General features: G+C 46.7%; 25 protein-coding genes. 21 read left to right on the forward strand and 4 right to left on the reverse strand.

The genetic code is table 11. The features are described 5' to 3' along the window. Positions 1-45: 45 nt before the first annotated feature. The 8 genes from hemQ to E8L90_RS00455 all read left to right on the forward strand — a co-directional run bounded on the left by hemQ (position 46) and on the right by E8L90_RS00455 (position 8,973). A complete protein-coding gene (gene hemQ / locus E8L90_RS00420) occupies positions 46-798 on the forward strand; it encodes a hydrogen peroxide-dependent heme synthase (protein WP_137027515.1) in 753 nt (250 codons plus the stop codon). A gap of 121 nt (positions 799-919) precedes the next feature. Next, positions 920-2,587 carry a YcdB/YcdC domain-containing protein gene (locus E8L90_RS00425; RefSeq protein ID WP_244297113.1) on the forward strand — a complete coding sequence of 556 codons (1,668 nt, stop codon included), beginning with the start codon at positions 920-922 and terminating at the stop codon, positions 2,585-2,587. A gap of 162 nt (positions 2,588-2,749) precedes the next feature. Then, positions 2,750-3,718 carry an aromatic acid exporter family protein gene (locus E8L90_RS00430; protein WP_341870823.1) on the forward strand — a complete coding sequence of 323 codons (969 nt, stop codon included), beginning with the start codon at positions 2,750-2,752 and terminating at the stop codon, positions 3,716-3,718. Positions 3,719-3,943: 225 nt separating this feature from the next. Beyond that, positions 3,944-4,318 carry a DUF2642 domain-containing protein gene (locus E8L90_RS00435; protein ID WP_137027517.1) on the forward strand — a complete coding sequence of 125 codons (375 nt, stop codon included), beginning with the start codon at positions 3,944-3,946 and terminating at the stop codon, positions 4,316-4,318. Between the two features lie 14 nt (positions 4,319-4,332). Next, positions 4,333-4,545 carry a hypothetical protein gene (locus E8L90_RS00440; RefSeq protein WP_137027518.1) on the forward strand — a complete coding sequence of 71 codons (213 nt, stop codon included), beginning with the start codon at positions 4,333-4,335 and terminating at the stop codon, positions 4,543-4,545. 7 nt (positions 4,546-4,552) lie between these two features. Then, positions 4,553-6,031 (forward strand): glycosyltransferase, encoded by a 1,479-nt coding sequence (locus E8L90_RS00445; RefSeq protein WP_244297114.1) that lies wholly within the window; start codon positions 4,553-4,555, stop codon positions 6,029-6,031. A gap of 46 nt (positions 6,032-6,077) precedes the next feature. Beyond that, positions 6,078-6,785: a glycosyltransferase family 2 protein gene (locus E8L90_RS00450; protein WP_137027519.1), complete on the forward strand. Its 708-nt coding sequence runs from the start codon at positions 6,078-6,080 to the stop codon at positions 6,783-6,785. A gap of 4 nt (positions 6,786-6,789) precedes the next feature. After that, positions 6,790-8,973, forward strand: coding sequence for a polysaccharide pyruvyl transferase family protein (locus tag E8L90_RS00455; protein WP_137027520.1), 2,184 nt, complete (start codon positions 6,790-6,792; stop codon positions 8,971-8,973). A 74-nt stretch (positions 8,974-9,047) separates the two neighbouring features. Here the strand turns inward: E8L90_RS00455 and E8L90_RS00460 are convergent, their stop codons facing one another. Beyond that, positions 9,048-9,236, reverse strand: coding sequence for an H-type small acid-soluble spore protein (locus tag E8L90_RS00460; RefSeq protein ID WP_137027521.1), 189 nt, complete (start codon positions 9,234-9,236; stop codon positions 9,048-9,050). A gap of 145 nt (positions 9,237-9,381) precedes the next feature. On the opposite strand from E8L90_RS00460, the gene E8L90_RS00465 reads away from it, so the two are divergent. The 5 genes from E8L90_RS00465 to E8L90_RS00485 all read left to right on the forward strand — a co-directional run bounded on the left by E8L90_RS00465 (position 9,382) and on the right by E8L90_RS00485 (position 12,947). Beyond that, positions 9,382-9,858 (forward strand): MarR family winged helix-turn-helix transcriptional regulator, encoded by a 477-nt coding sequence (locus E8L90_RS00465; RefSeq protein WP_137027522.1) that lies wholly within the window; start codon positions 9,382-9,384, stop codon positions 9,856-9,858. 76 nt (positions 9,859-9,934) lie between these two features. Further along, entirely contained in the window at positions 9,935-11,119 is a 1,185-nt protein-coding gene (locus E8L90_RS00470) for an ArsA family ATPase (protein ID WP_137027523.1), read from the forward strand. Between the two features lie 74 nt (positions 11,120-11,193). Beyond that, a complete protein-coding gene (locus tag E8L90_RS00475) occupies positions 11,194-11,544 on the forward strand; it encodes a DUF6463 family protein (RefSeq protein ID WP_137027524.1) in 351 nt (116 codons plus the stop codon). An 86-nt stretch (positions 11,545-11,630) separates the two neighbouring features. Continuing rightward, positions 11,631-12,374 (forward strand): YwqG family protein, encoded by a 744-nt coding sequence (locus E8L90_RS00480; protein WP_137027525.1) that lies wholly within the window; start codon positions 11,631-11,633, stop codon positions 12,372-12,374. Positions 12,375-12,395: 21 nt separating this feature from the next. Continuing rightward, positions 12,396-12,947: an NADAR family protein gene (locus tag E8L90_RS00485; RefSeq protein ID WP_137027526.1), complete on the forward strand. Its 552-nt coding sequence runs from the start codon at positions 12,396-12,398 to the stop codon at positions 12,945-12,947. A gap of 96 nt (positions 12,948-13,043) precedes the next feature. Here the strand turns inward: E8L90_RS00485 and E8L90_RS00490 are convergent, their stop codons facing one another. After that, complete coding sequence (locus E8L90_RS00490; protein WP_137027527.1) at positions 13,044-14,198, reverse strand: serine hydrolase domain-containing protein; 1,155 nt, start codon at positions 14,196-14,198, stop codon at positions 13,044-13,046. Positions 14,199-14,618: 420 nt separating this feature from the next. Between E8L90_RS00490 and E8L90_RS00495 the strand changes: the two genes are divergently transcribed. The 5 genes from E8L90_RS00495 to E8L90_RS00515 all read left to right on the forward strand — a co-directional run bounded on the left by E8L90_RS00495 (position 14,619) and on the right by E8L90_RS00515 (position 18,200). Further along, entirely contained in the window at positions 14,619-15,341 is a 723-nt protein-coding gene (locus tag E8L90_RS00495; RefSeq protein WP_137033207.1) for an amino acid ABC transporter ATP-binding protein, read from the forward strand. Positions 15,342-15,381: 40 nt separating this feature from the next. Next, positions 15,382-16,194: an ABC transporter substrate-binding protein gene (locus E8L90_RS00500; RefSeq protein WP_137027528.1), complete on the forward strand. Its 813-nt coding sequence runs from the start codon at positions 15,382-15,384 to the stop codon at positions 16,192-16,194. 65 nt (positions 16,195-16,259) lie between these two features. Beyond that, positions 16,260-16,949, forward strand: a complete 690-nt coding sequence (locus E8L90_RS00505; RefSeq protein WP_137027529.1) for an amino acid ABC transporter permease — start codon at positions 16,260-16,262, stop codon at positions 16,947-16,949. 26 nt (positions 16,950-16,975) lie between these two features. Further along, positions 16,976-17,707 carry an IclR family transcriptional regulator gene (locus E8L90_RS00510; RefSeq protein ID WP_137027530.1) on the forward strand — a complete coding sequence of 244 codons (732 nt, stop codon included), beginning with the start codon at positions 16,976-16,978 and terminating at the stop codon, positions 17,705-17,707. Positions 17,708-18,035: 328 nt separating this feature from the next. After that, positions 18,036-18,200, forward strand: coding sequence for a hypothetical protein (locus tag E8L90_RS00515; RefSeq protein ID WP_162309023.1), 165 nt, complete (start codon positions 18,036-18,038; stop codon positions 18,198-18,200). Between the two features lie 192 nt (positions 18,201-18,392). Here the strand turns inward: E8L90_RS00515 and E8L90_RS00520 are convergent, their stop codons facing one another. Both E8L90_RS00520 and E8L90_RS00525 read right to left on the reverse strand, forming a co-directional pair. Further along, on the reverse strand, positions 18,393-18,755 hold the full coding sequence (locus tag E8L90_RS00520) for a hypothetical protein (protein ID WP_137027532.1): 363 nt from the start codon (positions 18,753-18,755) through the stop codon (positions 18,393-18,395). A gap of 129 nt (positions 18,756-18,884) precedes the next feature. Then, positions 18,885-19,592, reverse strand: coding sequence for a hypothetical protein (locus E8L90_RS00525; RefSeq protein WP_137027533.1), 708 nt, complete (start codon positions 19,590-19,592; stop codon positions 18,885-18,887). 381 nt (positions 19,593-19,973) lie between these two features. Between E8L90_RS00525 and E8L90_RS30515 the strand changes: the two genes are divergently transcribed. From E8L90_RS30515 to E8L90_RS00535, 3 genes are all read left to right on the forward strand, one after another. Continuing rightward, on the forward strand, positions 19,974-20,084 hold the full coding sequence (locus E8L90_RS30515; protein WP_244297115.1) for a LysR family transcriptional regulator: 111 nt from the start codon (positions 19,974-19,976) through the stop codon (positions 20,082-20,084). A gap of 27 nt (positions 20,085-20,111) precedes the next feature. Then, complete coding sequence (locus E8L90_RS00530; protein ID WP_244297116.1) at positions 20,112-20,786, forward strand: substrate-binding domain-containing protein; 675 nt, start codon at positions 20,112-20,114, stop codon at positions 20,784-20,786. 292 nt (positions 20,787-21,078) lie between these two features. Further along, positions 21,079-21,357: a hypothetical protein gene (locus tag E8L90_RS00535; RefSeq protein ID WP_137027534.1), complete on the forward strand. Its 279-nt coding sequence runs from the start codon at positions 21,079-21,081 to the stop codon at positions 21,355-21,357. The last annotated feature ends 1,627 nt before the right edge of the window (positions 21,358-22,984 follow it).

A 22,984-nucleotide genomic window follows, 5' to 3' on the forward strand; every position in this document is an offset into this window, starting at 1 on the left:
AATGTTGCAAGAAGGTCACCAGATTTTTCTAAGGAGCTGATTTTAATGAGCGCAAACGAAGCGTTGCTTACATTAGAAGGTTGGTATACGTATCATAATTTCCGCACCATCAATTGGGAAAAGTGGAAAGCAGCGTCTGCAGCAGAACGCAAAGAAGCGTTGGGCGAGCTGAATGCTTTGATCCGCACATGGGAAGCGAATGAGGGTGAGAACCAAGGAAGCACGGCTGTGTACTCCATTCTCGGACACAAAGCAGACCTCGTGTTCATGTTCCTGCGTCCAACTATGCAAGAACTCGATGAGATCAAAACAGCGTTCAATAAAACGCGCTTTGCTGCTTTTACAGAAGCTCCTTATTCGTATGTATCCGTAGTAGAGCTGAGCAACTATGTAAATAGCCCAGGTGAAGATCCAAAAGCGAATCCGCATGTGCGCGATCGTCTCTATCCAATCCTGCCAAAATGGGAGCACATTTGCTTCTATCCAATGAACAAAAAGCGCGATCTGCAAGACAACTGGTACATGCTCTCCATGCAGGAGCGCCAAGAAATGATGCGCTCCCACGGCTTGATCGGTCGCTCTTACGCTGGCCGCGTGAAGCAAATCATCGGTGGCTCCGTTGGTTTCGACGATTGGGAGTGGGGTGTTACCCTCTTTGCCAACGATCCGCTGGAATTCAAGCATATCGTCTACGAAATGCGCTTTGACGAAGTGAGTGCCCGCTTCGGTGAATTCGGCAACTTCCTAGTAGGAAACGTATTGAATGAAGAAACACTGGTGAAAAAGCTGGAAGTATAATCACCATCCCCAAAAATCCGCTGTGCGAGATCGTCGCATTGGCGGATTTTTTAATTTGAGCCTTTGTTATTCATAAATGGTAAAATAAGGTTGTTTGAAAATGGAGAGGAGAGGTTGATTTGTGTTAAAACGTACTAAATCGTATGGACTTTCACTAGGAGTGTCATCTACCCTTTTGATGACAACTGTATTTGCTCCAGTAGGGGGTGAAATTCTGACGCCAGCCGTACATGCTGCCGAGAAGACGCTTTCGGAGAAAGAGGCAATCGTACTTGCCCAGAAGCAGTTGACGATGCTGAGCGAGTATAAGTTTAGAGATGCCCAATTCGTAGACGGCATTGAAATGTTATGGGGAAAATCCATATGGTATACCAGGTGGGATAAAGAAAATGGTGGAAGTTTAGGTGTGCAACAGGATGCAACGTCAGGAAAAATATGGAAATACGAGCGTCTTGGGGAAGAACAGGACTTGGATGCAAATCAAAAGAAACTAACGGAAGATCAGGCGTTTCAAGTGGCGACTCAATTTGTTAAGCAAGTAGCGACAGAAGAAGAACAGAGCCGTTTATCCAAGCCTAATGAATATCCTGATTCTGACATTTTCTATACGCGCGATAGACAGGGAATAAATGTTAATTTTACTCGTATCGAAAACGGGGTTCCTTTTCTGGAGAATGGGTTTCGACTGATAGTGGGTAATGATGGAGAAGTGATCTATTTTGAGCGGCGCTGGTCTGAGGGGAAACTTCCAGATGCTTCGAAAGTCATCAAGATAGCGGAAGCTGAGAAGAAATGGGATGAAGGGGCGTTTCCAACATTTTTGTACAAGGAAATGGCGTCCGTCTCTCGTAAGGAATCTGAACCATACCAGCTCGTGTATGAATTCCAGAGAATTGACCCGCAGTATGTCGATGCCATCACAGGAAAAATGCTTGATACGTACGGACAGGTTGCCAAAGAAAGGAAGATACAACCGTTAGGGAAAACCGTTCCTCCATCCACCGCAGAAAGAAAGCTCATTACGAAAGACGAGGCGCAAAAAATAGCAGAGCAACAACTCAAAAAGCTCCCCGGTACATATCGTTCGAATGGCAAAAGCTCTGAATCAAGCGAAGGATATGATGAGAACGAAATAAAGAGCTGGTATTTTGAATTTGTTTCGCAACCAGAGGAGGGCGGAAAGTCAGATACTGTAAAAATAGGGATTAACGACCGTGGTCATTTAGTCCATTACAGTGTGAATGCAAAAATCAGGTTCAACGAAGAGAGCAAGAAAATAGAAAAGGGTATTACCTGGGAACAAGCACAAGAGAGTGCACGAAAGCTCGTACAAACATTCTATTCCGATCAGTTAGGAATAATATATGCGGTCGATTACGCTCCAAGTGAGGAAAGGATCAAAGAAATCTGGGAAAATGATGAACCGTATGAGATCGAATATGGCTATCTGATAAACGGCGTACCGGTAGTTGATACCATCTTTCAAGTCAATGTCGACGCTGAGACAGGGGAAGTAGTGGATCTGTATAACCATCTGTATAACCTTGGACCTTCGGGTGATTCATCTCTTCCCAAAAATGAAGCTGGTATCGATCTGAATACAGCGAAAAAAGTCGTGAAAGAGAACAAGAAGCTCATGCTCACCTACTTTCATCCAAAAGTAAATGGGAGCTTTGGAAGAGATAAAATGCTCGAACAACCACTCCTCGTCTATCGTTATGTGGGAGAGAAAGGGATCGTCACAGCAGATGGCAAGTGGCACAGTTCTACCAAGGAACGAAAGCAGTAGCCGAGTGAGTGGCTCAAGCCAGACCGCATGAATACCCTTGCCGACATTCCTGCGAAAATTTATGAAACCTTGTCTTTGGTTCCCGGACACTTTTTGTTAAAGTAAACAGGAAAGCATTTTTGACAGCGGAGGGGAACAAGACTGGGCTTTCTCAAGTTTAAAATTGGTTATCGTACGTTAAAAACTGCCATTGGAACGGCTATCTCGATTCTGATCGCCCAGCAGCTAGGCTTGATGTTTGCTTCTTCTGCGGGGATCATTACGATCTTGTGTATTCAAGTAACAGTGAAGCAATCGTTTCAGACAGCGTGGAATCGGATTCTGGCCAGTTTATTGGGTCTGGGAATCGGTGTTTGTCTTTTTTCCTTTATGGGTTATACGCCGGTTGCCATTCTCCTTTTCATTTTGCTTTTCTTGCCGCTCGCGGTGCGTTTTGGCATTCAGGAAGGCTTTGTCAACAGCATGGTTGTGCTCTTGCATCTGTATTCTTCCAAGAGAATCGACGGGATGCTATTGCTGAATGAGGTCGCATTGCTCGTTATCGGTGTGGGCGTAGCCCTATTGGTCAATCTGTACATGCCGAGTCTCGATAAAGAGCTAAAAGGGATGCAAGTGAAGGTGGAAAAGCTGTTCAGCAAAATCTTGCGGGAGTTCTGCTACTACTTGCGTCATGGAGAAAGTGATTGGGACGGGAGGGAATTGATTGAAACAACAGGGGTACTAGAAACGGCGACTCGCTTAGCCTCGCGAGATGTTGGCAATCGATTAGGCCGCCGCAACGATTCGTACTACGAGTATTTTGTGATGCGACAAAAGCAGTTCGAGCTATTGGAACGCATGATGCCGATCGTCTCTTCCTTGGATCATCAGGTAACAGAGAGCCTTCGGATCGCAGATTTTCTCGAGCGAATCAGCGACTCGGTGCACCCGGGCAATACCGCCTACCGCTTTATCGACCAACTGCGCGTGATGCAAGAGGAGATCAAGGCAGCAGATTTACCGCGAACACGAGAGGAATTTGAGACGCGTGCCTCGCTGTTTTACCTTCTTCGAGAGATTGAGAGCTATTTGTTCATCAAGCATGAGCTAGGAAAGAACAGGGACGAAAAGGCTCAAGCGGCAAAGAGTTAGAGAAGCAACAGTACGTAACAATGAAAGAGTTGCAGAATATCAAAGGAAGGGCTGCGAATACTTTTCGCAGTCTTTTTTGATTTTCGGTAAAAACTCCGTGAACTTTTCATTAAAATCAAAAAAATGCATCGTTGTCCTAGTACGTTTCTGAGCTTACTTGTATACCGTGTACAAGCGGCGAAAAATAAATCAAAAGAGTAGGATCAAGGAGATGAGAGTGACCAGATGAAATTAATTGTGAATGAAAAAGAGTTGAAAGAGTATTTTCAAGGGCTCCGGCGTCTTGTTTGGGGAAAAGACCAAAGAGACGAAAAAGTCGAAAATGACAAGGAAGAAGCTATTCGCTGTTCGCTTCGCAAAGAGCTGTACGCAGAAGAGTTCGCCGCCTTTCTGCATGAAAACCACAGTGATTTGCGACAAGATTCTTTTCGAAAAGTGCTGCTGCGCTATTTGTATAAAACCGTAGAACTGGGAACAGATGCCGGAAGTGTCACAGGAATCCTGATTGAGGTTGGCCAGGACTATGCTGAAATCTTAGAGCCAAGCAGTTCACGTGTGCTGATTAGTTTCAAGCAAATTAACTATATTCATGAGGTGTAGGGAGGAGAAGACAAATGAACTTTGTACAGAAATTGAGATTGTCTATAGGAGATAATGTTCAAGTCGTAACCGGATTCGACGTGACTACCGGTGAGTTGGTCGATGTGACCAATTCGACATTAACCGTGCTTACACCAGGTGAGCCAGGCTATGGCGATAAACAAGTAGTCTTTCAAATCAATCGCATCACGTATGCGCGCTTTTATGGCAGACCGGCAAGGGAGTAGGGGCCACGTGCCCCTATCCATTCTAATTCCTGCCATGTTTGGGACAGCCCATCTGCCAAAGCTGATCGCCGCATGTAAACAGCTTGCACCTCTGGAGATCATCGTGATTTCGAAAAGGGCCCTGGAGCTTGGCTCCGGTGTTCGGATCGTTCTTACAGAGGCAGTTGAGAATCTTTTCTCATGGCGGAGAGAGGCTGCCAAGCATGCAAGAGGGAATGTCCTGCTTTTTCTCGGCGAAGAACAAATCGATTCGCTGTCTGGATTGCAGCGCTTTTTATTCCCGATTATCTATGGAAATGCCCAGGTCGTTTTGCCACAGCAGGATTTTCGAAACAGAAGGCTGACAAAACCGAGACCTATCCACAGTTTTTCCCTGCTGATAAATAACCTCTTCGGTCGCTCTGATCTACGTGAAGCTTCCTTGCTGGACACACCTCACGCGATGACCAGAGAGGCACTTTCCAAAATCGGAGTGGAACAGTTGGCACAGCCTACCCAAGCGCACAAGCGGGCGGTTATGAGCGGGCTGTCCATTTCCGCGCAAGCCTTTGGAACGGGGACGGAAGAGCGGATGTTTTTGCCACAGCTTCACGGTTCGTTGCTCAAAGAGCTCTCCTTGTACGAAAAGCTGGTGATTGCCGAACACCTTGATCTCGTCTCGTGTCTTCCATTTCGCGGCGGACTGTCCGATGGAGGCCGGCGAAGAGATATAGCAGAGAATGTGAGCGGCAAAAACAGTAGTATGACTGTTACGCAGATAGGGAAATGGCCCTTGCGACGAACAACTCTTTACGGTGCGAAAACGGTATCCGCGATCATTCCAGCCCGTAACGAGGCAGCGACGATCCAGCAAGTGATCCGGGAAGTTCTTCGACTGGACCCTGCTGAAATTATCGTGGTTGTCAATGGCTCGGTTGATCAAACAGCACAGCTTGCCCGTGAATGCGGCGTGACGACCGTAGAGTTCCCACATGCATTGGGCGTAGATACAGGACGGGCGATTGGTGCAAGTCTGTCGAAAGGCGACATCCTGTTGTTTGTCGATGCGGATATGATTATGCCCGTCCATGATCTGTACCCATTTGTTCTCGCTTGCGAGGGCGGCGTGGATGTAGCCCTGAATGATGTTTCTGTATTTTTGAATCAGCCTTATGCAGACAATGTCTTTGTGGCTTGCCGCCAAGCGCTCAACTTGGCTTTGAATCGTAAGGATTTGGGGATCGGGTCTATGGTGACCGTCCCCTTTGCCTTACGCAGGGAAGCGGTTGCTCCGCTCGGGTGGCCCATACTGCTTTGCCCGCCAAAAGCACAAGCAGCATACGCCCAGGCAGGTGTAAAGATGGAGTTGGTTCATCAGGTGAACAGCTTCACCTTCAACCGAATCCGGCCAGAAAAACACTTCGCCAGCGCTGGAATGCCCCCTGCCGTCGAACAGATTGCGGGTGACCACGTGGAAGCCTTGCAGTTTCTGGCCAAAGGACGGTAACGAGGATGAGATGTGAAAACAAGAAGACTGGAAGGAGGAAAAGAATTTGGCAAAAGAGAGAATAGAAGGTCTGGTAAGTGTCGTCATTACCAATTTCAACAGGGCTGCTTATATACGTGAATGCTTGGATAGCATCCTCCAGCAAACCTATGAGAATTGGGAGATTGTCCTGATCGATGATGCATCGACAGATCATTCCGTTGAAGTGGCCAGAGAATGGCTGGAAGAGAGTAAAAGGTTTTTTCCAAGAGAGAATCAGGTGCTGATTCATGAGCTCCCTCGTAATATTGGTTTTTCGGGTGCGATCAATGTCGGGCATTACCTGAGCAGAGGCGAGTTCATCGCGATTCAGGACTCGGATGATTTCTCCCATATCCTGCGTCTTTCGCGGCAGGTTGAATATTTGAAAAACCATCCTCAGATCGATTTGGTTGGTACGAACTACTATGCGTTTTCGGCCGATCATCCGGAAAAAAAGCAGCTCGCTGGATGGATCAAGTACGGTGATGACATTCGCAAAGTATACGGAAACGGGGGACACTGCGTCTGTCACGGAACCTGCATGTTTCGAGGGCGATTGTTTGACCAGATTGGTGGCCCGACACGCCGGATTGAGGGTGCAGAAGACTACGAATTTATCGCTAAAGCTTTGAATGCGAGAGCAGGCGTGAACAATATAGCAGAAGCATTGTATTATTACCGGACCCACGCTGAGCAGCGTTCGGCCCACTATTATCGGAAGAAGGGAGGGTAAAAAGTTGACTAGCAGTAATGATCGGATATTGATGGTACTGGACAGTTTGAGGACAGGCGGAACGGAGACACATGTTCTTAGCATGGGGAAAGCATTGAGGAAAAAAGGCGCCCAACTGTTTTATGCAGGTGGTAATGGCCCCTTCTACCAAGAATTTGTTGATGCAGGCTTTTTGGTTGAACCGATAGAATCCGCTCGTGAGCCGCTTTCGGCACGCAGACAGCATCTGATCGAATGTTACCGTGCGTGTATGAAGAAGCATCGTATTACCATCGTCCATGTGCATCAAACGCCATCAGGCTTTCTTGCCGCTACGGCAGCCAATGAGCTCGGCATTCCTGTCGTGTTCACCTTGCATGGAACGTACTACCCAAAGGATGAGGCGATAAAAGTAGCCCAGCGCAGCTCCGCTGTTATCAGTGTGAGTAAACCTGTCCAACTATTCTGGCAAAAGCGTGGGGTAAAGACCACACTCATTTCCAATGGGATTGATATGGAAGAGTTTCAGTCAGGCTCAACAAGTAGGGCTGATGTGCCGTCTTTGCCGCCTGATGCCACAGTGGTTACGTACGTGAGCCGGTTGGCTTGGCAAAAAGCGACGGTGTGCAACATGGTATTGCGGGCAACAAAAACACTCCGGGGTGAAATCCCCAACCTGCATATCGTGGTGGTGGGTTCGGGTGCGCAAGCCATTCATGTTCATGAGCTGGCAAAAGTGCTGAATAAAGCCGCAGGGCAGCCCTATATTCACATTGTGGGGGAGCAAACCGATGTCCGGCCGTTTTACGCAATCAGTGATTTGGTGATTGGGACTGGGAGGGTCGCACTCGAAGCGATGGCGTGCGGAAAGCCCGTGCTTGCGATTGGGAATCACGGCTACGTCGGTTTGGTGGAACCTTCGTCTTACGAGTTGGCTTGGGACTGTTACTTCGGTGACCACTCCTCTGTGCAGAAGCCGTCTCCTCCGTTGATCGACAGTGCTCTGCGCCAAGCATGTAGCGACCGGAGTCAATTGAAGGAAATAGGAGGTCAAGGAAGGGCGTGGGTTCAAAATCAGTTTCCTATCACGCAAAAATGTGACTCCTTGCTTACTATTTATGCGCAAATAAAGAATGGAGGGGGGGCGACAAGCATGAAAAAAATATTGTACGTCGGTTGGTTAGGATTCAACAATTTGGGCGACGAGCTGATGTGGCATGCCTTTTACGATTTGTCTTGCAAATACCTCGACCCTACACAATACAAGGTAATACCTTCCTTGCCCGGGGTTGATCTGAAGGATTTAAGCGAGTATGACACCGTCGTTTTGGGGGGAGGATCGCTTCTCATCCCTGGATATGTGGATGTAGCTTATCGTGCTGTTGAACAGAAAAAAAATCTTTGGGTCTGGGGAAGCGGATTCGACTCACAAGATCGAGTCGAGCTGGATTCTTCCGGCAGAATGACGAGCAAGCTGATAAATGGCCAAGATAAAATGAGCCACATGCTGCAAAAAATCACCGAGCACGCGACGTTTTTTGGTGTACGCGGACCACTTACACGCCAATACCTCCAGCAAGCGGGAGTAGGAGATAAGGCAGCGATTAGCGGAGACCCGGGGATGCTGCTTCTCCCTGCATCATTGCCAATAGTTGTAGATAAAAACAAGCGACCGACGATTGGCATCAACTGGGGCACTTCCTATAACCGGATTTATGGGAAAAACGAGACCGCAGTAGAGGATGCGCTGGCGCATGCAGCCAAGAAGCTAATCCAGGCAGGCTACGATATCCACTTGCTCACCATGTGGGGACCGGATCGGGAAGCCATTAAAAGACTGTACAACAAAATCAACGATCCAGCGCATACGATTCTCGACCTTGAGCTGCACGATCATACGCAAATGCTGCAGCTGATGAAGGGCTTTCAAGCGACGATCAACTTTAAGTTGCATGCCAATGTGCTGAGTGCCGCTGCGGGTGTTCCGTTCGTTTGTTTGGCGTATCGCATCAAGGGCATTGACTTCGCTTATTCACTGGATCTCCCGGAGCTCATCGTGCCAACAGACGAGCCGCGATTAGGTGAACGAATTCTTTCCTGCACCTGGGAGGCCATCGCACGCAAGGAGCAGATCACAGCAAAATTGGCTGCGAGTCAGAAAAAAATGATCGAGAATTTGGAGCTGCCGTTCATTCAGGGCTTGTTGTAAGGCCATTTGTACAAAAAGATGAGGGGACCTGTGGATTCGCTACAGGTCCCCTCCATCGTTGATCGTGACAAAAATCAGTACTCACCGTGCTCCCGCAAGCTGGCTACAGGAACGCTCATCTCCTGATCCGGCTGGCTGAGCGGGTAAATTCTCGCCATGTCGTTGTCATCATCGATGTGCTGGATGTATACGGGCATTCCATCGCAGGTCACATTCGCCATGACGGGCGAAGCGGCGATTTCTTTCGCGCGCTGTTTATTCATTTTTATTCCTCCTGTCAGTTGTAATAGCTTTAATATGTACGTCAGCCGAACGCAGTATACTTTTTACCGCTGTTGACATTCCCTAAAATATGTAATAAATTGAAGGGGAAATTACTACGAAATCGTACTAAAAGGAGTCACCGGTATGCAGCAACTATATGACCTCTTTCTGAAAACCGGTTTGCGTCCGTTCGCCTTTATGTCCGATACGATGCAGCTTGAAGAAAAACTGACTCGCTCTGATTTGACGACCCTCCTCCTATTGCTGTTCCGCGGAGATTTGACTATGTCAGAGCTGGCGCAAGAGATGGGGGCGCCGCTTAGTTCGATGACCAGCATCGCGAAACGGCTTGAACGCAAAGGATACATCGCGAGGGCGACCTCTGTAGAGGATCAACGGGTGAAGCTCGTCACACTGACACAACCAGGCAAACAGCTTGCAAAAGAATCAGAGCAGATGATGCTGACGATGCTGGGGAGGCTTCAGGAGGCATTTACGCCGGAAGAAATGGAGCAATTCACTACCCTTCTACTCAAAGCCGCCAAACTATTTCAGGACGGAGGACCTGTCAAGCCTCGTGAAACAAAGGCTCGTTCCATCAAGATCAACATTGAGGAATAGTCTGATCGAGCCTGCTTCTTTTTTTGTCTAATTACTACGAAATCGTATTAAATGGATCGTGAAGGAGAGAATTGAGATGAGAATCGTCATTTACACTGGCAAAGGTGGGGTTGGGAAGACGAGTGTGGCAGCAGCAACGGCTGTTAAGCTGGCAAAACAGGGAAAGAGGACGCTTGTACTCAGTACGGATGCCGCACACAGTTTGGCAGATTCATTGGGGACTGTGATCGGACCAGACCCCGTACTCATCAGCGAAAATTTATGGGGCCAGGAAGTAAACAGCTTGCGGGAAACCGAGCGCAATTGGGGAGCCGTTCAGGGCTGGCTGACAACACTGCTCGACAAAGCACAGCTGACTGATATTACAACAGACGAGATGCTCGTTTTTCCTGGCATGGAGGAAATGTTCAGTTTGCTACAGATCAAGGAACACGCCGTAAGTGGGCAGTTCGACGTCATGGTAGTAGATTGTGCCCCAACCGGAGAAACCCTGCGTCTGCTCAGTTATCCGAACGTATTGAATTGGTGGTTGGAAAAAATTTTTCCGACGGAACGCAAGCTGATCAAACTGGTTCGCCCAGTGGCCAAGATCGTCAACAAAGTAGAGCTTCCCTCTGATGATGTGCTAAACAGCGTCGAGCAGCTCGCTCGGGGGCTGGAGGAAATGCAACGCATTGTTTTGGACCCGGAGATTACATCAGTGAGAATCGTAGTAAATCCAGAAAAAATGGTACTTGCGGAAGCAAAGCGATCGTTTACGTACTTGAATCTGTTCGGGTTCAATACAGATGCCATCATCGTGAATCGGGTGCTTCCGGATGAAGCGGGAGAAGGATTTTTTGCCCACTGGCGAGAGCTGCAACGCAAGTATGAGAACGAAATCGTGGAAAACTTTCAGCCGCTGCCGATTTTGAAAGCACCGATGATGCCAAAAGAAGTGATTGGGTTTCCTGTTTTAGAAGAATTGGCAGATATCGTTTTTGGAACAGAAGACCCTTCCGCCAAGCTTTATCAGGGGAGAACGGAACTGATTCGAGAAGTGGACGGCGAGTTGCATTTGGAGCTGATGATTCCTTTTGTAGATAAAGCAGCGTTGGATTTAACGCAAACAGGGGATGAATTGACCGTAAATGCGGGTGCCTACAAGCGAAAAGTCATCTTGCCACGAGTGTTAATGGGACGACAGGTGACGGGAGCGAAATATGCGGAAGATCGGCTGATCATTCGTTTTAGCGCAAGGGAAGGGGCTGCCCAGCCTTGAGACGTACTGGATTGAATCTTGTATCGTGTGCTGACGATTCTCGGAATAGGCCAATTTGAGAGGAGAGAATTGACATGGTAAGTGGGATCAAGCGTCAAATGGGTTTCACTCTCATCCTGACAGGACTGCTGCATACGGTTGTCGGTCTGTTTTTATACGCGGAGCCGCTTCAGCAGATTGTTGCTAATGGCTTTTGGAATGCGGTAGGGAAAGAAGAAGTTGCTGCTTTCTGGTTTCTGATGTTTGGCTTTTTGCTGATGTTGCTCGGATATATGGCGGATTGGCTGATGAAAAAGAAGGGAATGGAGACGCCGGCTGCCTTTGGTTGGACGATACTCGGGATTTGCGTGGTCGGGGTGATTGCCATGCCTACCTCTGGCTTCTGGCTTGGTATACCACAGGCTGGCATCCTGCTGCGCAAGTGATGTAAGAAATTTGCGGATAGGTAGATGGTTCAGATAAAATGAATGTAACCATTTTCCATATGGTTCAATATCCGAGGTGATCTTACTTGAACTTCTTAGATGCAAATAACCAATGGACCCCAGAGTTTTTGGAACACATCCAAAAATCCGCGAAGTCATCCATCAAGCTCACGCTGACGAAAGAACCGGCTACTTTAACAGATAGCAAGGTGGGCGGAAAGCCTTGGCTGCCGCCACAAATGCCATACCCACAGGATGAAGATGGAAACGACTACTTGTTTCTCGCACAAATCAACTGGGCGCAAATGCCGCAGCTCGATGGCTACCCCGCTAGTGGATTGACCAGTTTTTTTGTCAAGGAGGATGATACCTTCGGACTGATGGACCAATCCTTTCACGTGCTTCATTTTGAAGAGGTCATGGACACACAGGAAATGGACCCCTTTCAACCAGAGGACCCTGACGTGTACAGTCCGGTACTGGGTGGGCCATACAAAGTGACAGGAAAACTAGAGTCGCAGTACGTCCCTCATCGAGATCCACAGGCAGTGAATTATCAGCTACCTACCGACGAGGATGAGGTGGCCTACTCCAAATACTGGGACCTCGCCGATGCTAGCGGGTCACGGATCGGAGGATATCCCTACTTTACCCAGAAGTATGTGAACCGGGATGGATGGGAGATGCTCCTTCAACTGGATATGGAGGGCGACAACTACGATTACTATGTCTCGTGGGGAGATAGCGGAGTGGGTAACTTCTTCATTCGCAGGGAGGACCTGCTTCGTCTGGATTTTTCAAAGGTTTCGTATACATGGGATTGTCTATAAAAGAAAGATGGGGATACAACGATGGCGCACATACATGACATCCAAAGCTTACTCAAAGAATCGCAGAAGACCAGAGTGAAATACTTGTTCTTTTGGGGGCATACAAAGAAGGATTCAGACACAATCGACAAATCATGCTTTAGCCAATGGTATCCGGCCGCTTTTGTAGAGGACGGTATCACGTACCCAACCGCTGAGCATTACATGATGGCGAAAAAGGCTGAGCTGTTCGGCGATCTTGCCATCCGTGATGAAATACTCAGGAAAAGTCATCCGAAACAAGCGAAGGATTTGGGACGAAAGGTACATTCCTTTGACGAGGCTGTGTGGAATGCGAACAAGACGGCGATTGTTCGCCAAGCAAACCTATTAAAATTCAGCCAGCATGCCGAGTTGAAAGCATATCTCTTGGAGACAGGTGACCGCATTATTGTCGAAGCGAGTCCTTATGATCGGATATGGGGAATCGGGATGGCCCAAGATCATCCGCATGCGGAACAGCCCGAGAAGTGGCGGGGAGAAAATTTGCTCGGTTTTGCATTGATGGCAGTCAGGGAGCAGCTGCGTTCGTGATCCAGATTACAAAATCGGAGAAGGACCCGAGACGTACAAATACGCCATTCTTTCTTATGATTCTTCAGAAAGAATGGCGTATTTTTTCCTGTTTGCCTACTTACTAAATTCTGCAAGTAAAATATTTTTAAAGTTAGCTTTCCCCAAACTGTTCAAATTGATGGTCAACATATGCTTGCCTCCAAGTGTACCCCCAACAAGAGTAATAAACCCTGGAATGCTACCTGTATGTCCCCATATCGAAACACCGTTTGGAAGCTTAGTTTCATAGATTCCAAGACCATATCCGCTGATTTCAGAACTTCCTGTAGGAACTGTAGTAAGCATTTCTTTTAATTGCTGTTCCTTTAGTAATTTGCCACTGAGTAAGTAAGAGAAGAATTTATTTAAGTCGTCAGCAGTAGAAATCATATCTCCTGCCGAGCTAGCTATACTTGGATTATAATAAGTAATGTCTTTTAGCTCACTTGCTCCGTCTGGTTGGAAATAGCCACGGGCATGGTTGGTGCCAGGAATAACGCTCGAATTGCCAGGTAGGAATGTATTCGATAATTCAAGTGGTTCAATAATCCGATTTTCAATCTCTTCCGCATAGCTGTTTCCGGTTATTTTTTCAATAAGGATACCCAGTAATACGTATCCTGTGTCTGAATAAGACCAGCCCTTTCCTGGGGCAAAGTCTGGAGGTAGGGAAAGCCCAATCTTTACCAATTCTTCAGCGGTATATGATTTTTTTGCATTCATCAAATCAACGTTTTTTGACCGTAAGTATTCAGCAATACCACTTGTATGGTTCAATATTTGCCGGATAGTAATCTGGTTACCATCATATCCGTTTCCTTGAATGACACCAGGCAACCATTTTTCGATGGGGTCGTCTAGATTCAGCCGGTTCTCTCCAGCTAACTGAAGGACAACTGTTGCGATGAACGTCTTCGTCACGCTGCCAATGCGAAAGCGCAAATCTGTTTCCATTGGTTTCTTCGTGCTCAGATTCGATACCCCAGCGGCATAACCCCATGTTTTCCCATCCTCATAAGTTTTAGCGAGTATCCCCGGGATTCCAAGTTGCAATGTATCCCTCATGGCTTGCTTGACGGAATTACGATCTCGTTGAGTGCTTTGTAACGAACTAGATACATTTTGGGTGGGCTCTGCTTTTACAATTGAGATTGGCGTTATGTATAACAGGGAACTTCCAGCTATTAAAAGGGCCAGACTTGCAAATGTAATTTGACTACGTCTTTTCATAAGGCATTTCTCTCCTCTATTCATATTGTATAGGTGGTTGCTTGCTGTTTCCTACTAACCACACAGCTATCATCTCCACCAATGACTCGTTATTTTTTTATCATATACAATAAAAATCTCTTTTTTTCTTTCGCATTCCTTACGAATTACTTACGTTTAAAGTAGCTTCTATAATAGGGCGTTAGGAGGATATTTTGTTGCTCCATCAAGGGAGGAAGGATGTAATTTCCTGTCCATGAGGGATTCCACGCAAGGTGGGAGGAAAACTATCCCATATTCCGATCGTGAATATTCATTCGATAAAACATATTTTTCTTGAATATCAGAAAATATATAATTATAATTTAAATCAGAAAACATTTCCGATATTCGGAAAAATTGATACGCAATTCATCCGGGACATAAATGGGGGATAGCAGGATGATTGAGGTTAAGCAGCTTGTCAAATCTTTTGGCCCGTTAACCGTGTTGAAGGGCGTTACGCTCACGGTGGAAGAAAAGGAAGTTGTCGTCTTGCTTGGAGCCAGTGGTTCAGGCAAAAGTACTTTACTCAGATGTTTGAATTTTCTGGAATTTTATGACGGCGGAGAGATTCGAATCGGTGGTCAGCAGATTGATCCACACAAGACGAATCTGAATCAGTTCCGCGCCGAGGTCGGCATGGTTTTTCAGCACTTCAATCTATTTCCGCACAAGACCGTTTTGGAAAACTTGATGGAGGCGCCTGTTCACGTCAAAGGAATGAATGCAGCAGAAGCCAAGCAATTAGCGTACGAGCTCCTGAAAAAAGTGAATATGCAGGATAAGGCCGATGTCTACCCGGACATGCTCTCCGGTGGACAAAAGCAGCGGGTTGCCATCGCCCGGGCGCTTGCGATGAAGCCGAAGATCATGCTGTTTGATGAGCCAACCTCTGCACTCGATCCCGAGCTCGTCGGTGAAGTGCTACAGGTCATGAAGCAGCTCGCCAAAGAAGGAATGACGATGATCGTCGTGACACATGAAATGGGGTTCGCTCGTGAAGTAGCAGATCGGGCGGTGTTCATGCACGATGGACAAATTCTGGAGCAAGGACCACCGAGAGAATTCTTTGAAAACCCACAGCATGATCGTACCAAGCAGTTTTTAGGCAGCATCCGTTAACATCCAGTGAATATAGAGATGAATACAGGGGGAATCACCAATGAAAAAGCGTGCAAAATGGTCCGGAATCTTGTTGTCCACTGTCCTAGTAGGCTCGTTGCTGCTCTCTGCTTGTGGTTCACAGGGAAATGCACCGGCAGCAGGTGGACAAGCTGGTGGAGACGGTGGAAAGAAGGATTTTACGTACGCCATGAGTGGCGTGTACAAACCGTTTAGCTTCAAGGAAAATGGGCAACTGACTGGCTTTGATGTAGAGATCGGACAAGCGCTGGCAGAAAAAATGGGCATGAACGCAGTGCCGATCACCAATCCATTCGAAACGATTATCCCCGGTCTGGACGCGAAAAAATATGACGCTGTCATTGGGAGCTTGACCGTCACACCTGAACGCCAAAAAGCGGTTTTGTTCACCAATCCATACTACCGTTCCGGTTCGCAGATTTTCGTACAAGAGGGCAATACCACGATCAAGAGCAAAGAAGATCTGAAGGGGAAAAAGATCGGCGTAGTAAAAGCATCCAACTACTTGGATTGGGCGAAAAAGCTGACGGATGAAGACAAAATCACTCAGTACGATAGTGATATCACTGCTTTGCTGGACTTGCCGACAGGACGTCTTGATGCAGTGATTACCGACCAGGTAGTTGGTTTGCGATTCATTAAAGAAGGCGGCGGAAAAGTGATAGACGTAGGCGAACCGCTCAGCTTTGACGAGCAAGCAATCGCTGTGCGCTTGGGTGATTCGGAGGCAGTGGAGCGGATCAACAAGGCGCTGGACGAGGTCGTCAAAGACGGCACCTATGAGAAGATCAGCCAAAAATGGTTTGGCCGCAACATCCTGCAAAAACAGTAAGTGGGCATCGGGGTGTCCGTGATGGACGCCCCCCTTTTTAACGCTTCATGTGAGGAGGATTGAACGTGATTATTGATATTTTTCTATCCAGTTATCCCCTTTTTCTAAAAGCGACATGGCTCACGGTACAGTTGACGGCAGTTGCGCTGATGCTCGGTTGTGTGGTAGGTCTTGTCATTGCCTTTTTCCGAATATCTGATAACAAAGTATTGAATTACATCGCACACGTCTACATTACAGTTATTCGCGGGACGCCTTTGATCGTGCAAATTTGTATTCTGTACTTCGGCTTGGCAAATTTGGTGACGCTGTCTCAGTTTTGGGCAGGGGCCATCGCGTTGGCAGTTCATAACGGCGCGTATATTGCAGAAATTTTCCGAGGGGCCATCCAGTCCATTGACCGTGGACAGATGGAGGCTTCCCGATCACTCGGCATGTCGTATCCGTTGGCGATGCGCAGAATTATTTTGCCGCAGGCGTTTCGTCGGGCGATCCCATCGCTTGGCAATCAGTTTATTATCGGGTTGAAGGATTCGTCGTTGGTCGCATACGTAGGGATGCAGGATTTATGGGGAACTGGTCTCGGTGAAGCGGCTTCCAACTACAAGCAGCTAGAGACGTATATGGTCGTCGGATTGTACTATCTCGTACTGATCATGATCTTCTCGTATTTCGTAAACAAGCTGGAAGCAAGGCTTGCCAAAGGAAAAGCCCCCAATAAACAAACGAAAGATAACACGAGTGTGGCAGCGTAACTTTTTGTCATGGAGGATAAAGAAGGATGGTTCAATCAGTCGAACGGGCGATGAAAATTATTCGGGTACTGATTTCAGACGAAAAACATGCTTGGCCGATTTCGGAGCTGGCGAGCGCAACGGGTCTACCAATCAGTACGCTCCACCGTTTTCTCGAATCCATGATCCAGTTCGGATTGGTTGAGCAGGACCCAGTCACCAAGCATTACAAGCCGGGCTATACATGGATGGAAATCGGTTTTATCCTGCATGAAAAGCTGAACCTGCGGGCTGTGGCGAGACCTTTCATGGAGGAGCTGGCGAATGAAGTCGAGGAGAGTATCTTCCTCAACGTATTGGCGGGGACGGATTCGATGCCGATCGAAAAAGTAGAAAGTCCACTGAAAATACGCATAGACGAGAATTTGGGGGAGCGGATACCTCTCACAATCGGCGCCCCCAGTAAAATCATTCTCGCGTATTTGAAGCAGGATGCGATCACGAAAGTCGTTTCAGCCCAGCTTGCACGAGACAAGCAGCCGTCATTTTTGGAGCAGCTGAGTGAAGCGAAGAAAAGTGGCTATGCAATCAGCTACGAGGAGAAGACGGAAGGCACCATGGCAGTTGCCGCTCCGATCATCGGCTACGGAAATCAACTTGTCGGAGCGCTCTCGATCAATGCCCCGTGCTTTCGGGTGACAGAAGATCGATTGCCCCTACTCATCGAACAAGTAAAGCGTCAGGCTGCGACGATTTCGGCAAGAATCGGTGGCGCATAAGTTAACCCTCCATTCCAGCATCTGTGGATGGAGGCTTTGCTTTTTCTTATAGTAACCATTGGAGCTTTCAATTTCTTCGCCTCGAAAAACTGTGTTAGTGTGAAAGAAACAGTGGGGAAGGGAGATAGACATGTTCCCATTTCGCGTCATTAATCAGGAAACAACGGAAGATGTGCTGGATATGACCAGTGTCATCGAAGTGGTAGAGCAAGCCAAGGGTTGGTTTCGCGCCAGGTGAGTTTGAGGAATCGATTTAGGACGAAGTCCTAGACTCTTTGAACGAAGTCAGCTATTGAACACCGTCAGCGCTCTCGAAAAGGTACAGAAGTTGCAACGACAGCTTATCGGTATCCTAGACGAAAAAGACAGACGGAAACTCGAAATGGATCAGCGTCGCTTGTTTGGTGAGAGCGAAGACGAACAGGAAGAAGACGACGGCTTCATGGAGGCGCTGGATGGAAAAGTGCAGGAAATTTGGGGCGATTTTACGTAACAGAAAACGGGATGTGGCTAACTTGAGGGAGAAGGGTTTATGACCTCTTTTAGATATGAGGATACCCCCCTGTTAAGAAACAATACCAATGTAGCTGTCAGGTCAATAGTATTGCGGCCTCAAAGGGGCTTAGTCCGAATGAACTTTCCAGTATAGTAAGAGGAGGTAAACATCTCTTGCGAGATTGACTTACTATTTGGGCCAAATAAGAAGTTTATTTGCGGTCGTGTCCCCTTGCAAGTAAACTTCTTTTATTTTTCCATAGTTATTATCTAATGATATATCAATTTTACTACTTCGTTTTTGGAATGATACTAAGCTACTTTTAATTTTTATATAGAGTGTTTCATTTTGATAAACAACCTCATGACCATTAACTTGATCACCACTACTTGCCAAATTTCCTTTAAAAGTGATTAAATCATTCGTTACATTAACGTCATCAACCAATATGTTTTGAGGATTTACTGTATTACTTAGGATCTTATTACTCAACACCACACAAAACACCACTAATATTAGTATTGCTGATACCCAAATTAATTTCTTTTTCAAATTAACTCCACCTCGCTTTTAAGTGTGATTGGAAAAACGAAGGTTATAAAAGAATACTTTCTTAAATACAATCTTCGTTTTCGCATTTATTTCCCTCTTTAGTTAAGTGTAAGAGTATAGTGTTTGGTTTTAAAACTCTGTGCTTCTTTGAGGACCTTTTTTAGGATGCTCATAATATACCTTATAGTCATATGGAACTGGCTTACCTTCTTGATATCCTTTCTTTGAAGCAATCGATTCGCCTAATGACGCTGGGTTATCAGGAGAGCCATCGGATACTTTTTTTGATTTTGGGGCAACTTTATTCCAAATGCGACTTGAGAAACTTGCGCAATTATTTGTAAGACCCCATTCATTATTTTTTAATATTACCTCGTTAATAGTATTAAGCTCGGACTTAGTGATTTCCATGCTCAAAGACACCCTTGGCTTGTAAGCATCATACTTGTAAATATAATATGATTCTAAGTTGTACCATACACCCTCATGTTCATCTTTATTTCCCCAAGTTCCGATGGAGACGGTTCTTCCTGGAGCGATGTTTGTAAGATTACCAACTGTAATGTCTTTTGTACCAGTATTTTCAATCGTTAAAAATGAATGAACACCTGTAGAACCAGAACTTCCTGTACCATCATCAGATGGATCTGAATAAATTGTTAAAACTGCGTAGGAGTCTGGGCCAGTGCCAAGCGGTTCAATAGAAGATGCTAATTCAGTTAATTCTGCTTCCGTGGTAGTAGATTTTGTAAATGCCGACAAAGGAGTTATTACCCCGAAAACGGTGAGTGCTACTAATAAAAATAGCATGCTAATCCTATTTGTTAGAAGCTTCATTTTAGTCCTCCCTAAACGATTTATGTTAAAATTTGTAAATTAATTATGATTATAGAATATATTATATTTTTACAAAATACTATCATTTTTACAAAAGTAAGGAGGTGAGCTTTGAAATAGATGATCAAAATTAAGCCCGCTTTAATCAAGTATAGTCCTTTATCAAATAAACAACTAAAGGTGCTGACGATCGTGAGCGGCAGTAATGTAGATGCTCACAAGCTGACAGAAGTTATAGGGAAGCACGTATAGGGTATCGGTTGAACATAGAGCCACTCTCGGCTACACTTTTTCTAACAGAGGTTGTTCAAAAAGCGACTTTTTGAACACGCACTTACACGAAGAATGGGTGTCGTTCGGTGAGGGAGTGGATAATCAATCATGGAGTTACGCAATCTGAAGACATTTCAGGTCGTTGCCGAGCATTTGAATTTGACGAAGGCTGCAGAGCAACTCGGATACAGCCAGCCTACAATTACACTCCAGATTTAAGCATTGGAGCGGGAGCTGGGACATCCTTTGCTCAATCGGGTAGGCAAGCGCACGTTTTTGACACCGGCCGGAAAAATAGTGAAACAACATACGGATCAGCTTTTCTACGTTCTCCAGCACATGGTGGAGGGACTTAATCACTTAGACATGCCTGTAGGACCGCTGGTTGTGGCGGCCCCGGAGTTTTATTGCATCCAATACATGCCCCAAATTCTGAAAGCATATGTAGGGACACATCCACAGGTCAATCTGCAGGTGATTTCATGCACCAGTCAGGAGACTTTGAAAAAAATCCAAGCCCACGAGGCGGATATCGGGATCATTGCGGGCACCACCTCGCAACCAGGTATTCATTCCAGTATCGTGGACTTAGAACAATTCACCTTGATTGCTTCTCCTGATTTGATGCAGGACAAAACACTGGCAGACGCACTCGTGACCTTTCCTTTTTTGTCTTATCAGGAGGGGTGCAATCTTGATGAATTTATTACCCAATGCCTGTTGGAGTTAAACTATATCCCACCCTCTGTCATTAAATGTAGCAGCGAAGAAACGATCAAACGGTCAGTCCTGAATCAAGCAGGCATAGCCCTGCTCAGTAAGGTTCTCGTGGAAAAAGAGCTTCGAACAGGAGAACTAATGGAACTGTACCGCTTTCCAAGAAAGCAGAAACATCGCTGGTCTGTCTGGGGCGCCGAATAGAAGAACCTGCAATCCAGACCTTCATGGAACTGGTCAAAGACATCTGGTTATCCGTAAGAGAAGAGTAGTCATGACAAGGGGCTGAGTCTGACGTTTATACGTTTGAATATAGGGGCAAATTGTCTCTTGGAAACAATATTTTCTTCTTGCTCCTCTAGAGTGAGGGTTGTTTGCGTGATATAATTTTGATTTCTTTCATTTTGGACAGCCCCCTTTCCCATTTCGTTTCTGTATGGAACGGCAATGATAGTGTAAAATGACAGAAGGTAAGAGAAATAGGAGATGACAACAAATGAGTAAGCAAGTAAACGAAACCGAACTCGTTTCGCATGTAGCTACGAAAACAAAAGTAGACCCGGAAAAAATCAGGATCGTACTCAAGCATGAGCAAGCGTACATGAACAGTGCGAAGACAGATGCAAAAGGTGATGTCGACGTTGATTTTGATGATCTCGTAGATTACGTCATGGGTAAGTCAGATGTGAAGCTGGATGAGATCACCGTCGAGAAGATCCTGGATGTAGAGATGGAATACTTGATTAAAAAAGGAGTCGCTGGATACATAGACTAATAAAGGACGTCTGGTTATCAGGAAAAGAAGAGTAGTATTCCAAGCACATTTCCCTTGTCGAGGGTGATGTGCTTTTTTATTTTCACAACGCAAAAGGGTAATCATGGTAAATCTGAAAGACAGTGGCTGCGGTGGGGAGAAGAATATTTCCAGTCTAGGCTCAGTGCTCCGTCCCTCAGGGAAGTATGGACTGCCCGCTCCGAAGGGATTCGCGGGGAAACGCAAAAGTGGTAGCCGCTACGTCGCATAGGCACGGTTGCGTTTCTTTTGCCCGCGAATCCCTTCTCCGCTCGGTAGGACTCCACAAGTCGCTACGTCTGGAAATATTCTTCTCTGGCGTAACTTCTCGCATTCTTCAATCTTTTACGTCGTGAAAAGATCGGTAAACACGAAATGTTCGTAGAGGAAACAGGAGAAATAAGCGAAGATCTTTGGTACACCGACCGAGACTCCATGCAAAAAGCGAAACAAGCTCTTAAGCGTCCACCTCTGAAACACATCCTGAATGGACCACTTTGGACGCGGTTTCGCTTTTTGCATGGAGTCGGGCAGTGAATCCCTCAGCGGGTGGGACAAGAATCTGAGCGTTTTCTCCTGTTTCCTCGCCAACACTACAGCAACAACTCAAGGTCTCTAAATATGCAGCTACGGTGGGGAGAAGAATATTTCCAGTCTAGGCTCCAGGCTCCGTCCTGCTGGGGGCTGAGTCTGCCCGCTCCGAAGGGATTCGCGGGGAAACGCAAAAGTGGTAGCCGCTACGTCGCATGGGCACGGTTGCGTCTCTTTTGCCCGCGAATCCCTTCTCCGCTCGGTAGGACTCCACAAGTCGCTACGTCTGGAAATATTCTTCTCTGGCGTAACTTCTCGCATTCTTCAATCTTTTACGTCGTTAAAAGATCGGTAAACACGAAATGCTCGTAGAGGAAACAGGAGAAAATAGCGAAGATCTTTGGTACACCGACCGAGACTCCATGCAAAAAGCGAAACACGCTCTTAAGCGTCCACCTCTGAAACACATCCTGAATGGACCACTTTGGACGCGGTTTCGCTTTTTGCATGGAGTCGGGCAGTGAATCCCTCAGCGGGTGGGACAAGAATCTGAGTGTTTTCTCCTGTTTCCTCCCCAGCACTACAGAAACAACTCAAGGTCTCTAAATGTGCAGCTACGGTGGGGAGAAGAATATTTCCAGTCTAGGCTCCAGGCTCCGTCCCGCTGAGGGTTGAGACTGTCCGCTCCGAAGGGATTCGCGGGGAAACGCAAAAGTGGTAGCCGCTACGTCGCATGGGCACGGTTGCGTTTCTTTTGCCCGCGAATCCCTTCTCCGCTCGGTAGGACTCCACAAGTCGCTACGTCTGGAAATATTCTTCTCTGTCGTAACTGAACACGTTCTTCGTTCTTTTAAGGCTTTTAAAACCCGAGTAACACGAAAAGCTCGTAGAGGAAACAGGAGAAAACAGCGAAGATCTTTGGTACACCGACCGAGACGGAATGCAAAAAGCGAAACACGATTCTTAAGCGTCCACCTCTGAAACACATCTTGAAAGGACCACTTTGGACGCGGTTTCGCTTTTTGCATGGAGGCGGGCAGTGAATCCCTCAGCGGGTGGGACAAGAATCTGAGCGTTT

It is taken from the genome of Brevibacillus antibioticus (genome assembly GCF_005217615.1).
Classification (GTDB): domain Bacteria; phylum Bacillota; class Bacilli; order Brevibacillales; family Brevibacillaceae; genus Brevibacillus; species Brevibacillus antibioticus.

Excerpts from the sequence above, each read along its gene's own strand:
- E8L90_RS00440 (WP_137027518.1), top strand. The coding sequence starts at position 4,333 with ATGAACTTTGTACAGAAATTGAGATTGTCTATAGGAGATAATGTTCAA.
- hemQ (WP_137027515.1), top strand. The coding sequence starts at position 46 with ATGAGCGCAAACGAAGCGTTGCTTACATTAGAAGGTTGGTATACGTAT.
- E8L90_RS00490 (WP_137027527.1), bottom strand. The coding sequence starts at position 14,198 with ATGAAAAGACGTAGTCAAATTACATTTGCAAGTCTGGCCCTTTTAATA.
- E8L90_RS00470 (WP_137027523.1), top strand. The coding sequence starts at position 9,935 with ATGAGAATCGTCATTTACACTGGCAAAGGTGGGGTTGGGAAGACGAGT.
- E8L90_RS00510 (WP_137027530.1), top strand. The coding sequence starts at position 16,976 with ATGGTTCAATCAGTCGAACGGGCGATGAAAATTATTCGGGTACTGATT.
- E8L90_RS00535 (WP_137027534.1), top strand. The coding sequence starts at position 21,079 with ATGAGTAAGCAAGTAAACGAAACCGAACTCGTTTCGCATGTAGCTACG.
- E8L90_RS00500 (WP_137027528.1), top strand. The coding sequence starts at position 15,382 with ATGAAAAAGCGTGCAAAATGGTCCGGAATCTTGTTGTCCACTGTCCTA.
- E8L90_RS00465 (WP_137027522.1), top strand. The coding sequence starts at position 9,382 with ATGCAGCAACTATATGACCTCTTTCTGAAAACCGGTTTGCGTCCGTTC.
- E8L90_RS00460 (WP_137027521.1), bottom strand. The coding sequence starts at position 9,236 with ATGAATAAACAGCGCGCGAAAGAAATCGCCGCTTCGCCCGTCATGGCG.
- E8L90_RS00485 (WP_137027526.1), top strand. The coding sequence starts at position 12,396 with ATGGCGCACATACATGACATCCAAAGCTTACTCAAAGAATCGCAGAAG.
- E8L90_RS00475 (WP_137027524.1), top strand. The coding sequence starts at position 11,194 with ATGGTAAGTGGGATCAAGCGTCAAATGGGTTTCACTCTCATCCTGACA.
- E8L90_RS00495 (WP_137033207.1), top strand. The coding sequence starts at position 14,619 with ATGATTGAGGTTAAGCAGCTTGTCAAATCTTTTGGCCCGTTAACCGTG.
- E8L90_RS00435 (WP_137027517.1), top strand. The coding sequence starts at position 3,944 with ATGAAATTAATTGTGAATGAAAAAGAGTTGAAAGAGTATTTTCAAGGG.
- E8L90_RS00525 (WP_137027533.1), bottom strand. The coding sequence starts at position 19,592 with ATGAAGCTTCTAACAAATAGGATTAGCATGCTATTTTTATTAGTAGCA.
- E8L90_RS30515 (WP_244297115.1), top strand. The coding sequence starts at position 19,974 with ATGGAGTTACGCAATCTGAAGACATTTCAGGTCGTTGCCGAGCATTTG.